We start from the raw sequence: 12,559 nt of genomic DNA on the forward strand, positions 1-12,559 counted from the left end.
GCTGGCCCCATTCGTACATATGATCTGGCGCTGGCTTGGTGCATAACGAAACCGCACGCTCCAATGAAAGAAACTCCCGAGGAAATTCCAGTGTCTGCGAATACGGTCGTCTTTTCTGCCCGCAAGATTGTCACCATGAATCCGTCGCGGCCGTCGGCGACGCATGTCGCAGTGCGGGATGGCCGTATTGTTGCGGTCGGCAGTTTCGACGAAATTTGTGGATCGGCTGACGTCACCATCGACAACCGCTTTAAGGACAAAGTGCTATTGCCCGGTTTTGTCGAGGGCCATAGCCACATCATGGAAGGCATGATGTGGTCGCTGCCTTACGTTGGCGCCGGCGATCGCCGTTCGCCGGAAGGTAAGCTCGTCGAAGGGCTTGCGGATATCGAAGCGATCGTCGCGCGCCTGAAAGAAGCCGAAGCCGCAATGACGGATCCCGACGCGCCGCTCTTCGCTTGGGGCTTCGATCCACTGCATATCGGCGGCACAGGGTTGACCCGACAAGATCTCGACCGCGTCTCGCTGACGCGACCGATTATGGTCATTCATGCCAGCTTCCATATCAGCAATGTTAATACGACCGTGCTGAAACGTGCCGAACTCGACCGCACGACAAACATTTCAGGCGTCGTCATCGGCGAGGATGGCGAGCCGAGTGGGGAGCTTCAAGGGATTGCCGCGCGCTTCCGCGTGTTTCGCGTGCTCGGCGGAAATCCGCTGTCCGGCAACTTGAAGGTCGCGGACGTCAACCGCTACGCGGCATCCGCCTGCGTACAGGGCGTGACGACGATTACCGACCTGCACAACGATCTCGCCGATCAAACCATTGAAGTCTATCAGGCCGCGAGCCGGCGCCCGGATTTTTCCGTGCGGCTGGTGCCGGCGATGGCGTCCGTGTCGCACACGCCCGCGCAAGGAATCGAGAAAGTGAAGGCGCTGCGCGCGACCAACAACGACAAGCTTCATTACGGCATTGTCAAGCTGGTGGTCGACGGCTCGATCCAGGGCTTCACTGCGCGGTTGCGCTGGCCCGGCTACCACAATGGTGCGCCCAACGGCTTATGGTATATCGCCCCTGAAGAACTGCCGTCGATCGTCGCCGCCTATCACAATGCCGGCATCCAGCTGCATATCCACACCAACGGTGATGAAGCGACAGAGTTGGCGCTCGATGCCGTCGAAGCCGCGCAGACAGCAATGCCACGCCCCGACCACCGCCATACACTGCAGCATTGCCAGATGGCCGATGCTGCACAGTTCAAGCGCATGAAGGCGCTCGGCATGTGCGTCAACCTGTTCGCCAATCACCTTTACTATTGGGGTGACTCGCACTTCAATCTGACCATGGGACCCGAACGCGCGAATCGGCTTGATGCAACCGGGACGGCACAACGCATCGGGGTTCCCTATGCGATTCACTCCGACGCGCCGGTCACTCCGTTGAGTCCGCTGTTCACGGCGTGGTGCGCCGTCAACCGTGTCTCATCCAGTGGTCGCTTGCTTGGCAAAGAGACCGAGGCACTCACAGTGGAACAGGCCCTTGCCGCCGTCACCATCGGAGCAGCCTACACTCTGAAGCTCGATCACATGGTCGGCAGTATCGAAGCCGGTAAATATGCCGACTTTGCCGTCCTTGATGAGGATCCGCTGGACGTCGCGCCGGAGAAACTCAAGGATATCGCCGTCTGGGGAACGGTGGTTGGTGGACACGTGCGGGAGGCGCCGCGAGCATGACGACGGCGTCGCGTGCGAAAATCCCCGTGACGGTGGTCGGCGGCTTTCTCGGCGCCGGCAAGACGACTTTTCTCAATCATCTGCTCCGCAGTGGCAGCGCTCGTTACGCCGTGCTGGTCAACGACTTCGGCGCGGTCAATATTGATGCTAGCCTGATCGTACGGCACGACGGCACCACGATGACGCTGGCCAATGGCTGCGTCTGCTGCAGCATCGGCGATGGTTTCCTGGAAACGTTAGGCAAGATTCTCGACAGTCAGATTCCGTTTCATCACATCATCATCGAAGCCAGCGGTGTCGGAGATCCCTGGCGCATTGCGGAGATTGCGCTGGTCGAGCCGGACCTGCGCTTGAATGCCGTGATCGTCATGGCGGATGGGGCCCGCATTTCGAAGCTTCTTGCCGACGCACGTGTCGGTGACACCGTTCGCAATCAATTCATGCACAGCAATGTGGTGCTGCTCAACAAGGTAGACCTCCTCACCCGGGCCGAAGTGGTAGCCGCTCGCGCTGAGATCGCTGCCTTGCGCGCGGGAATGAAAATCGTCGAGACCACTGAACATACGCTGCCAGACTTGCCGAACGGCGAGCACAATGCGGCGTCTCGCTTCACAGCGACCGAAGTCGGAAGTCGCGTAGATCATGAGCGTGTATTCCGCCGATGGTCCTATCAACGAAGCGGAGCTTTCGATCCTGCAAAGCTGGAAGGCGCATTGTCTGCGTTGCCGCCGCAACTGTTGCGCCTCAAAGGGCCGTGCCGGCTTGCTGGCGCATCTGCTTCGCTGCTGCAGATGGTCGGCCAGGACTGGGCATTGTCGCCCCTGCCCGACGAATTACCGGATCAGAATGACATCATGTTGGTCGGCGTCGGAACCGATGCTTTGCCCGATGCCGATACACTCGACGCCATTCTTGATCGCGCGCTGATCTCACAAACACCCATGACAATAGCGGATCTCAACCGCGGGCAAGCCGAACTTACCCTCTGAGAGAAGGACAGATTCCATGTCTTCGACTTGGTCATTGCGAACCCAATCCTTGAGAACGTCGCTTCTGCGATGTGCTCTTGGCCTCACCCTCGCCGTAAGTGCGGCGGTCCCGACAACGAAATCAGCTTCTGCCGCGGATGGCGGCACGCTGGTCATCGCGTCGACGCAAGTGCCGCGTCACTTCAATGGTGCCGTGCAATCTGGTGTCGCCACGGCGCTGGCCAGCACGCAGATCTTCGCGAGCCCGTTGCGCTATGACGAGAACTGGAATCCGAAGCCCTATCTCGCCAAGTCCTGGGAGGTGGCACCGGATGGCCTCTCCGTGACCCTGCATCTGGTCGATAACGCCGTGTTTCATGACGGAAAGCCGGTGACCTCAGAAGATGTCGCCTTCTCGATCATGACCATCAAGAAGAACCACCCCTTCCAGACCATGCTGGCTCCGGTGGAAACGGTGGATACACCGGATCCGCTGACCGCGATCATCCGCCTGAAGCATCCGCATCCGGCGCTGCTGCTGGCGATGTCTCCGGCACTGATGCCAATCCTGCCGAAGCACATCTATGGTGACGGCCAGGATATCAAATCCCATCCGGCCAATCTGAAGCCGATCGGCTCCGGTCCCTATCGTCTGACTGAATACAAACAGGGTGAATATTACACGTTGGAGAAGTTCGACAAGTTCTTCATCCCCGACAGGCCCAAGCTCGACAAGATTGTCGTCAAGCTGGTCTCGGATTCGAAGGCCGCCATGGTCTCGCTCGAAAACGGCGATGTCAACGCGTTGCCCTTCGTCTCGAATACCCGTGACATCGCACGCCTCGAAAAGATGCCGAATGTGACTGTAACCGAAAAAGGCTTCGCCGGTACGGGCCCCCTCAACTGGCTCGCCTTCAACACCAAGAAGAAGCCACTCGATGACGTACGAGTACGCCAGGCTATCGCCTATGCGGCCAATCGTGAATTCATCGTCAGCAAACTGATGGGTGGCAAGGCGACGATCGCCACCAGTCCGATCGCACCAGGATCGCGGCTCGATGAGCCCGGCGTCGAGATGTACAAGCTCGATCTTGCCAAATCTCAAAAGCTGCTCGACGAGGCCGGCTATCCGAAGAAGGCCGACGGCTCGCGGATGACACTGACCATCGACTACCTTCCGGGTGAAGACGAGCAGCAACGTAACGTGGCGGAATACCTTCGCTCACAGCTCAAGCAGGTCGGCATCAATCTCGAGGTCCGCGCGGCGCCTGATTTCCCAACCTGGGCCCAGCGCATTTCGAATTACGACTTCGACTTGACCATGGACATTGTCTTCAACTGGGGCGACCCCGTCATTGGTGTCAATCGAACCTATCTGACCAGCAACATCCACAAGGGTGTCATCTGGTCCAATACCCAGCAGTATAGCAACCCGAAGGTCGACGAACTTCTGAATGCAGCTGCCGAGGAAACATCGCCCGACAAGCGGAAAGCGCTCTATTCAGAGTTCCAAAAGATCGTCGTGTCCGATGCGCCGATCTATTTCATCAACGCATTGCCATATCGCAACGTGTTCAGCAAAGGTCTGAGCGGTCTGCCGACGTCGATCTGGGGCATGATGTCGCCGCTCGACGAACTGTATTGGGAAACTCCGCCAAAGACCTAAGGGTCTTCGGCGCTATTCGGGTAAGCCGGCAGCATGAACCTCGTTCTTCACGTCCTGCGTCAGGTGGCCAATGCAATTGGCCTCCTGCTCGCCGTGCTGGTCCTCAATTTTTGTCTGATCCATGCCGCGCCTGGTGATCCCGCCATGGTGATCGCCGGTGAAATGGGCGGCGCATCGGCCGACGTGATGGCCGCTCTGCGCGTGAAATACGGTCTCGACAAGAGCCTGATTGAACAGCTCTTCACCTATCTCGGTAAGGTCGCGACCGGCGACTTCGGCTATTCTTACTATTTCAACGAGCCCGTGCTCGGGCTGATTGCCCAGCGGATTCCTGCAACGCTCTACCTCGTGCTATCGGCCCTGACGATTTCCGTTTTGATCGGGACACTGCTCGGTGTTATTAGCGCCCGCAAGCCGAACGGATTGTTCAGCCAAAGCGTAACGGTGTTGTCGCTTGCTGGTTATGCGGCGCCGGTGTTCTGGACCGGCCTGATGTTGCTGCTGCTGTTCGGATCGGTGTGGCCAATCCTGCCTGTCACAGGGATGACCGATGTTGCGCGCCCGACGACCGGGTTTGCGCATGTTCTCGACGTACTGCGGCACCTCGTTCTGCCGGCAACCACGCTCGCACTGGTCTATATCGCGCAATATAGCCGGCTTGCCCGCGTCAACATGATCGATGCGCTGACCGCGGACTACGTCCGCACGGCGCACGCCAAAGGCCTGCCGGAGATCATCGTGATCGGCAAGCATGCACTGCGAAACACTTTGATCCCGATCGTCACCGTGGCCGGCTTGCAGTTTGGTCATCTGTTCGCCGGTGCAGTCCTGGTCGAGACCGTGTTCAGCTGGCCCGGCTTGGGTCGCTTGGTGTTCGAGTCCATTCTGCGCCGCGATTATCCGACCTTGCTTGCGGTCTTGTTCTTCTCCGCCGTGCTCGTGATGGCCGCCAATATTCTCACCGATCTGGTCTATCGCCTGGTCGATCCGCGTATCCGATCGGGGGCACGATGACGGCCATCGAGAACACCATGGTCAAGACAGACAAAGCGGCCCTTCCTGCACGCGCCGCAGCATCGCCGTCGATCGTAGCGCTACGCCAATTCGCCCGCAGCCCATCCGGCGTCATCGGCGCAATCGTGCTGCTAATTCTTATCTTGTTCACCGTATTCGGCGCACACATCTATGCGATCGATCCGCTCGACATTGTCTCAGCCCCTTTCACGCCACCTGGCGAAGACACCTTGCTCGGCACCGACTACCTTGGGCGCGATATCCTTGCGGGCCTGATCAGCGGCGGTCGAGCGACGCTGACGGTCGGCGGTGTCGCGGCGGTGATCACCGTCGTGATCGGTGTCACGATCGGTTCGCTCGCCGGCTTCTTCGGCGGCCCGATCGATACGGCGCTCACGAAGATCACTGAATTCTTTCAGATCCTGCCTCCGCTGCTGTTCGCAATGGTGCTGGTCACGCTGTTCGGACAGACGCTCACCACGATAACGATTGCCATCGGCGTCGTCAGTTGGCCGTCGGCGGCGCGATTGACTCGCGCGGAATTCCTGCGCCTGCGCAATCTCGATTTCGTCAAGGCCTCGCGCGCAGCCGGTGCCGGAAACGGCCATCTGATCCTGCGCGTCATTCTGCCGAATGCGCTGCCACCGATCATCGTTTCGGCCACGCTCGCCATCGGCGTTGCGATCCTGTTCGAGGGCGGCCTGAGCTTCCTCGGGCTTGGCGATCCTAACACCATGAGCTGGGGGTTGATGCTCGGACAGAACCGCAACTACGTTCTCGACGCGTGGTGGGCAGTGACCTTTCCGGGCGCCGCGATCTTCATCGCTGTGCTTGCCATCAGCCTGATTGGCGACGGCATCAACGATGCCATCAATCCGCGCCTGCGAAAGCGAGGCTGAACGATGACGGCTGTCCTCTCGGTTCAGAATCTCAGCGTCTCGATCATCGGTGCCGATGGTGGCATACCCGTCCTGGAAAACCTGTCCTTCGATGTTGCACGGGGCAAGACGATGGCCCTGGTCGGAGAATCCGGCTGCGGCAAGAGCATGACAGCACTTGCGATCATGCAGCTGCTGCCTGAGGGGTTTCAGGTGAACTCCGGCAGCATCCGGCTCGACGGCAAGGACGTGTTGTCTGCCTCGTCCAAAGAGCTGCGCAACTTGCGCGGCAACGAGATGTCGATGATCTTCCAGGAGCCGATGACCGCGCTCAACCCTCTTTATACGATCGGCGACCAGATCGGCGAAGTCTTGCGTCAGCACCGCAAGCTGAGCCGTCGCGATGCAACCGAACAGGCCATCAGTTTTCTCAAGGCGGTGCAGATTCCGGCTGCCGAGCAGCGCGTCAATGCCTATCCGCATCAATTGTCAGGCGGCATGCGGCAACGCGTGATGATCGCGATGGCGCTTGCGTGCAAGCCAAAGCTGTTAATCGCCGACGAACCAACCACGGCCCTCGATGTCACCGTGCAGGCGCAGATCTTCGATCTCCTCAGCGAGCTGCAGGACGAGACCGAAACCGCCATCGTGCTGATCACCCATGATCTCGGTGCCGTCTCGGAGCTCGCCGATGACGTCGCCGTGCTCTATGCCGGCCGGTGCATCGAGCAAGGAGTTGCGCACGAAGTCATTTCTCATGCGCGCCATCCCTACACACGAGGCCTGATGGCCTGCGTGCCCCATCTGCGGCTTGGCCGCGCGAACGGACACGGCCCAGCCATCCTCGATGAAATTCCCGGAATGGTGCCGCCGCTCGGTGCACGAGGACCTGATTGCGCCTTCCTGCCACGATGCGCTTTTGCCGGCGAGGTTTGCCGTTCGCAACCACAGCCTCCGCTTGATCGCGTCGACGCCGCTGCCGCAGTGTCGTGCTGGCGACACCAGGAGATCGCGCCGTGAGTGACGGTCTGAACGCATTTGTTCAATCAAAGGCGAGCGACGTCCTGCTCGACGTGCACGATCTCGTGGTGCATTTCCCCGTAGGACGGCGCGGTTTGTTCAATGCACCATCGAAAGTTCATGCGGTCGATGGCGTGAGTTTTCAGGTCCGGCGCGGCACGACGTTCGGCATCGTTGGCGAAAGCGGCTCGGGAAAATCAACCACCGCCCAGGCTATAATGCGCCTAATCCCGATGACGTCAGGCCAAATCGTGTTCGGCGGCGAGAACATCGCAGACTACCATGGCGAAAAGCTACGCCGCGCGCGAAGCAAATTTCAGATCGTGTTTCAGGATCCATTTTCCGCCCTTGACCCGCGGCGCCGTGCTGCCGAGCTCATCCGCGAACCGCTCGATCTGCTTGGAATCGGCTCGCCGCACGAACGAGAAGCCCGTGTGCTGCAATTGCTTTCGGAAGTTGGCCTCCCGCCGCAGGCCGCCGATCTCTTCCCACATCAATTCTCCGGCGGCCAGCGCCAACGTCTCTGCATTGCGCGCGCACTTGCGCCGGAACCGGACCTGATCGTCTGCGACGAAGCCGTGTCGGCGTTGGACGTTGCCATACAGGCGCAGATCCTGAACCTATTGAAGAAACTGCAACGCGAGCGCGGGCTCACTTACATTTTCATCTCGCACGATCTCGGCGTGATCCAGCATTTCTGCGACGAGATCGCAGTGATGTATCTCGGCAAGATCGTTGAACAGGCACCTGCCGAAGTATTCTTCTCGGCGCCATCACATCCCTATAGCTGGTCGCTGATTGCAGCGGCCGCGCCGCCCGGGCCACTACGGGATCGTCTGAAACGGGATTATCTGGTCAAGGGCGACCCACCGAGCCCGGTCGATCCGCCACCCGGCTGCCGTTTTGCCAAGCGCTGTCCGTTTGCCGTCGAACGATGCCGCAGTGAGCTACCAATGCTGCAAACCCACGCAGAACAACACTTCGTCGCCTGCCACAGGGCCAGCGAGCTTGCCCCGCTGGATTTTGCATCATCGTGAGACTTTTGCCTGTCGGTTGGCCTGTTCGTTACCGCCGCGCAGACGCTGTCGTCTCCGTAAGCCATGCCAGCATCGACGCATTGATCTCGCGCGGATAGGTATGGGCAAGATCACCTATCTCCCGATAGGTCACCTTCGCTCCGGCTTGCGATAACATCTGTTGAGCTTGGCGCGCCACTTCGACCGGAAACATCCAGTCGAGCGCGCCGTGGACCAAATACATCGGCAACCCGAGCAACCGATCACCATCGGCCTTCTCAGCCAGCATCGGGTGGAAGGTGGCCGATACCGGTCCCAGATGCGTGAACGGAGATTCTGAGTCCAGTCCGCTCACATAGCAGAATGTGCCCCCATCGCTCATGCCCGTCATCAGCAGTCGTCGCGGATCGATATTCCAGCGCTCGCGTGCGGATGCAAGGATGCGCGCCAGATTCGGCGTATCGACGTCATTTCCCATCAACGCCCATGTGCCGCCAATGGCGGTCGGCGCAATCACAATGGCGCCGAAACTCCTTGCATCGCGCAGCCAGCTCCACAGGAAGCCGCGTCCGTGCCCGCTGCCCCCATGCAGCGCCATCACCAGCGGCCATGAACGATCCGGCGTGTAGGTTTCCGGGACATAGATCGAATAACCGCCACGATCGGCAAACGTGTTCTGGACGTGGATGACGCCGGTTTCCCCGCTTCGAGCAGCGGTCATACAACGCGTTTGAACGGCATCGTCGTCGCGCACGGAAGGATCAAGGAAGAACCTGTTCACGGCAGGCATTGTCGCGGCGAGCGGATAGAGTGCGTCCTGCGCGCGTGGCACGTGACGCAAGGCACGAAACACGGCGCGAAAATCACCTTCATCGAGCGCGATGCGCAATCCGTCGAAAGCCAATAGCACCTGCTCGCTCGCGAGCTTAAGCCGGTTGCCGTCGCTGTCAGGCGCGTGAGACGTCTTGTTCAAGTCTGAAAGTGCGACGCGCAACGTCTCGTCCGGCATGCCGACGGCGGCCATGACGCCGCCGAATTCGGACGGATCGAGAAACCGCGTAGTGAATCCGAGCGCATCAAGCGCTTTCAGCAACGGCGGAACGATGGCTTCGGATTCAGACGTCATGAGATGGGCACTCCGCCAACAAGGCGAAGCTACAGGCCCGGGCCGTACGCTTGCAAGCGGGTTCCGGCTGGCCGTTATGACTTTGGGAAACTCCGTTCCCGTTCACTCGATCACGCGTTCGCGATCAATCATTCCATAACGGGCGTTTGTCAGGGCTTGATCTCAGCATTTCTGGAATGCATCGTATCGCAATACAATCGCATCACAGGCGGGCGATCATGACGCAGTCTCACTTCATCTCAGGGCTTCCCCGTTCGGGATCAACACTTTCTAAGTGCCCTGCTCAAGCAGAATCCGCACAAAGTGAGAAGCAAGGTCGAATATCAAAAGCGCCAGCCCACCATCCCTCCTAAAATCCGAGGCAAATCCGGCGCGCATCGTCCCGGTGCCGCTATCACTCAGAATATCTCCAAGCCTCCGCGATCATCCCCGGCAGTTGTGATTGTTCTCCATGACTTCGATACTAAGAACGTTTCTATCGCTACTACTCGCGGCAATCCTCAATGGACCTTCGTTTGCTGCAACAAGGATTGAAATTCCGATCCTCCAGCATCGACTGTCGAATGGCGAGATTCGTTTTACGACCGCTATTCGTGTCGGCAACGGAGCCCCGATTGACGCGATGGTCGACACGGGGTCATTCGGACTCCGTGTTCTGGCGCGTGCACTGAACCCGGCCCAATACAAGGACACTGGAATTCTCAGAAACTACGGTTTCGGCAGCGGCGTGGTATTGAACGGCCCTTTGGCGACGGCCGCGGTGACAATCGGCCCACTCAATCTGCCGGGGCTTACCAACATCCAAATTGTGCAATCAGTATCATGCAGGGAAACGGCGCCTCATTGCCCGGCATCCAAGGTCACTCCAGATGCCTATGGTATTGGCGGCGACGGCCTACCGCACGAAGGATACAACGCGATCTTAGGACTATCCTTGCGCTCTCCCGCCACCCCAGACGCAGCGATCAATCCTCTCCTTAGATTTGAAAATAAGAGATGGATCGTTATGCTTCCCAGACCCAATTCATCGGAGAACGGAAGACTCATTATCAATCCCGATGCAACCGAGATGGCCGGCTTTCATCCGGTCTATTTGAGAACCTCTGACAGAGGCCCAACAGGAATCCCTGCTCAAGTTAAAGATGCTGAAATTCCGAGCTGCCTGGACCAGCCGCTGGAGCAGCAAGCGCTTTGTCCAACAATGCATCTCGATAGCGGCGCCAGACAAGGCATTGCGCCCTTTTACTCATATGCCGTTCTGTATGATGGAGAACATCACTCCATCAGCGTTAAGCGGCGCGATAATTAGACTGGTCGTCGCAAAACAGTCTGCTCAATGCTGAGCATCGAGCTTCGTAACGAGGTTCGGTATATAATGGCAAGGCAGGCTGGGATCGACATGCCCTCCTGCAACCTGGACATGATCGCCCAACGCGACAGTCACTCCATTCGGAACCAGATAGACACTGCGTGATCCCTCGGGACTTCCATCCAGATGAACGAGACTTCTGGCATTGGCGAGATAATCGGGGTTGATCGCCATATGTGATGAGAACTGAGTATACTGCAGTAATTTTGATGATTGATCCGAGGACAGGAAACCAACGACACGTCCACTGCCCGAGAGGCCTGAAAAGCTGATTGGATTTCCGTGACACGCCGCGATCTGCTGAGCCTGATCAGGAGCTTCAGCAGGTTTCGACACTGATAATAGCAAGAGCGCCGTCGACAAGCCGATCGCAGCTAACGTCAGATTCCGCCAGGCCGGCGCGTCTCGCCAGATGCTAAAGGTCTCTTCGGGCTGCGATGCCGGGGATGGCTGTGGCGCCGATAGCGGCATCAATTCCTGTTCCCGCATCCTGTCCACTCCCTTTAGCAGTCAGCTAGTCACTGCACGATCTCTGCCCACACGGCGCCCTGGCTCTCGGCCAGAGCTACGCGTGTTGCGCCTCCGCGCTTGGCCTCAATCAACGAGTCGGCAATGACCTCCTCGATCGCCCTTACCAAGTCGCGTGCGGAAGCCGCATAGCCCAACTTGCGCTGTCGATCGACAAGTTCGAGCAATATCTGAGGATTGATACCCCCCTCTTCAATTTCAAGACCATATCCTTGAATCATACTTTCAATTTCAAGAGCTGCGACGCGTGCCACATCGAGACCGGCCAAAGGCTCAAAAACAAAAATACGATCGATGCGGTTTAAAACCTCTGGCGCAAAACCGCTGGCGCGCAAAACACCGTCAGAGGTCCTCCGCAATTCATCAGGGTTGTCAGCATAGCGCTTACTTAGGTCAGCTAATGCATCCACAGCAGCATTCGTGGTTAAGACGAACAGTGCGCGAGTCGTCGATATTTGCTTGCCGTCGGATTGCTCGGTTACAAAGCCATCGTTCCAAGCTGTAAGAAAATTCTTATGGACATCAGGATGGGCTTTTTCGAATTCATCCAAAAGAACGACTGCGTCAGGCGTATCGCGCAAACCTGCTGTCAGCTTGCCATAACTTGTGGAGCCGACATATCCCTTAGCTGCTCCAAACAGCGAGGACGAAGCAAACGAACCACCCGAGAACTGCGTCATATCGAAATGTAAGAGCTTTCTGCCGATTGCTTGGGAAAGCACTTTACCAAGATATGTCTTCCCGGAGCCTGGTGGGCCAGCAAAGAGAAAGACACCAACCGGCCTGCCGCGGTGCTCTAAAGCGAGACGCCGCCGTATTTGACTGGCCAGCTCGGTACAAACGCGATCTTGGCCTACCACTCGACTCTTCAGGATCTCAGCGAGCATCTCAGCGTCAATAAAGACCGCATGCTCTTCTCGATGCATTCGACGTTCGAGTTCTTGCCTATTGGTGAGCCGATCAAGAATGTCCATGAGCGTTTTCCATTTGGCGAGCCGCTTGGGCAGACGGCTTGTATATCGAAGATATGCGAGGAGAACTCCCAGCCAGGCTAGCGCGCAAAGAGTGCCTCCAACCCAAAATATTGCGCTTGCGTGCCTGCCGACCCAAGCGCCTAGTTCTGCCGAGAAGAGAAAATGTCCAAATTGAAGAGCGATCTGAGCAACCGTGCCAACGGCTAAGATCAGCAGCAACACCGGTAGATAGCGGGTTAGCTTATCCAGAAGTGAGTCCATGG

11 protein-coding genes are annotated in these 12,559 nt (G+C 58.3%); 8 read left to right on the forward strand and 3 right to left on the reverse strand.

What is annotated here, in order from left to right; all coding sequences use genetic code 11:
• The first annotated feature begins 90 nt into the window (after nt 1-90).
• Genes ACZ5C3_RS21720 through ACZ5C3_RS21750 form a run of 7 tightly spaced genes read left to right on the forward strand, consistent with a single transcriptional unit; the run spans nt 91 to nt 8,320 of the window.
• Complete coding sequence (locus tag ACZ5C3_RS21720) at nt 91-1,737, forward strand: amidohydrolase (RefSeq protein WP_464044267.1); 1,647 nt, start codon at nt 91-93, stop codon at nt 1,735-1,737.
• Complete coding sequence (locus tag ACZ5C3_RS21725; protein ID WP_464032929.1) at nt 1,734-2,726, forward strand: CobW family GTP-binding protein; 993 nt, start codon at nt 1,734-1,736, stop codon at nt 2,724-2,726. Before ACZ5C3_RS21720 ends, ACZ5C3_RS21725 begins: the two co-directional genes overlap by 4 nt.
• A gap of 16 nt (nt 2,727-2,742) precedes the next feature.
• Nucleotides 2,743-4,371 carry an ABC transporter substrate-binding protein gene (locus ACZ5C3_RS21730; RefSeq protein WP_464044268.1) on the forward strand — a complete coding sequence of 543 codons (1,629 nt, stop codon included), beginning with the start codon at nt 2,743-2,745 and terminating at the stop codon, nt 4,369-4,371.
• Nucleotides 4,372-4,404: 33 nt separating this feature from the next.
• Nucleotides 4,405-5,385: an ABC transporter permease gene (locus ACZ5C3_RS21735; protein ID WP_464032933.1), complete on the forward strand. Its 981-nt coding sequence runs from the start codon at nt 4,405-4,407 to the stop codon at nt 5,383-5,385.
• Entirely contained in the window at nt 5,382-6,284 is a 903-nt protein-coding gene (locus ACZ5C3_RS21740; RefSeq protein WP_464032935.1) for an ABC transporter permease, read from the forward strand. The genes ACZ5C3_RS21735 and ACZ5C3_RS21740 overlap by 4 nt, the downstream gene beginning before the upstream one ends.
• Nucleotides 6,285-6,287: 3 nt before the next feature.
• A complete protein-coding gene (locus tag ACZ5C3_RS21745) occupies nt 6,288-7,283 on the forward strand; it encodes an ABC transporter ATP-binding protein (protein WP_464032937.1) in 996 nt (331 codons plus the stop codon).
• On the forward strand, nt 7,280-8,320 hold the full coding sequence (locus ACZ5C3_RS21750; protein ID WP_464032939.1) for an ABC transporter ATP-binding protein: 1,041 nt from the start codon (nt 7,280-7,282) through the stop codon (nt 8,318-8,320). The genes ACZ5C3_RS21745 and ACZ5C3_RS21750 overlap by 4 nt, the downstream gene beginning before the upstream one ends.
• Before the next feature lie 28 nt (nt 8,321-8,348).
• Here the strand turns inward: ACZ5C3_RS21750 and ACZ5C3_RS21755 are convergent, their stop codons facing one another.
• Nucleotides 8,349-9,425 (reverse strand): carboxylesterase family protein, encoded by a 1,077-nt coding sequence (locus ACZ5C3_RS21755; RefSeq protein WP_464044269.1) that lies wholly within the window; start codon nt 9,423-9,425, stop codon nt 8,349-8,351.
• Between the two features lie 451 nt (nt 9,426-9,876).
• Here ACZ5C3_RS21755 and ACZ5C3_RS21760 point away from each other — a divergent pair, with 451 nt between their 5' ends.
• Nucleotides 9,877-10,734, forward strand: coding sequence for a hypothetical protein (locus ACZ5C3_RS21760; protein ID WP_464044270.1), 858 nt, complete (start codon nt 9,877-9,879; stop codon nt 10,732-10,734).
• 24 nt (nt 10,735-10,758) lie between these two features.
• Here the strand turns inward: ACZ5C3_RS21760 and ACZ5C3_RS21765 are convergent, their stop codons facing one another.
• Together ACZ5C3_RS21765 and ACZ5C3_RS21770 are read right to left on the reverse strand one after the other, a co-directional pair.
• Nucleotides 10,759-11,283, reverse strand: coding sequence for a hypothetical protein (locus ACZ5C3_RS21765; RefSeq protein WP_464032943.1), 525 nt, complete (start codon nt 11,281-11,283; stop codon nt 10,759-10,761).
• Nucleotides 11,284-11,312: 29 nt separating this feature from the next.
• Nucleotides 11,313-12,557 (reverse strand): AAA family ATPase, encoded by a 1,245-nt coding sequence (locus ACZ5C3_RS21770; protein WP_464032945.1) that lies wholly within the window; start codon nt 12,555-12,557, stop codon nt 11,313-11,315.
• Nucleotides 12,558-12,559 lie beyond the last annotated feature (2 nt).

This window comes from Afipia dichlorophenoxyacetatis (genome assembly GCF_055386385.1).

Coding starts and splice junctions, on each gene's coding strand:
- ACZ5C3_RS21725 (WP_464032929.1), top strand. CDS start 1,734: ATGACGACGGCGTCGCGTGCGAAAATCCCCGTGACGGTGGTCGGCGGC.
- ACZ5C3_RS21730 (WP_464044268.1), top strand. CDS start 2,743: ATGTCTTCGACTTGGTCATTGCGAACCCAATCCTTGAGAACGTCGCTT.
- ACZ5C3_RS21735 (WP_464032933.1), top strand. CDS start 4,405: ATGAACCTCGTTCTTCACGTCCTGCGTCAGGTGGCCAATGCAATTGGC.
- ACZ5C3_RS21740 (WP_464032935.1), top strand. CDS start 5,382: ATGACGGCCATCGAGAACACCATGGTCAAGACAGACAAAGCGGCCCTT.
- ACZ5C3_RS21745 (WP_464032937.1), top strand. CDS start 6,288: ATGACGGCTGTCCTCTCGGTTCAGAATCTCAGCGTCTCGATCATCGGT.
- ACZ5C3_RS21755 (WP_464044269.1), bottom strand. CDS start 9,425: ATGACGTCTGAATCCGAAGCCATCGTTCCGCCGTTGCTGAAAGCGCTT.
- ACZ5C3_RS21760 (WP_464044270.1), top strand. CDS start 9,877: ATGACTTCGATACTAAGAACGTTTCTATCGCTACTACTCGCGGCAATC.
- ACZ5C3_RS21765 (WP_464032943.1), bottom strand. CDS start 11,283: ATGCGGGAACAGGAATTGATGCCGCTATCGGCGCCACAGCCATCCCCG.
- ACZ5C3_RS21770 (WP_464032945.1), bottom strand. CDS start 12,557: ATGGACTCACTTCTGGATAAGCTAACCCGCTATCTACCGGTGTTGCTG.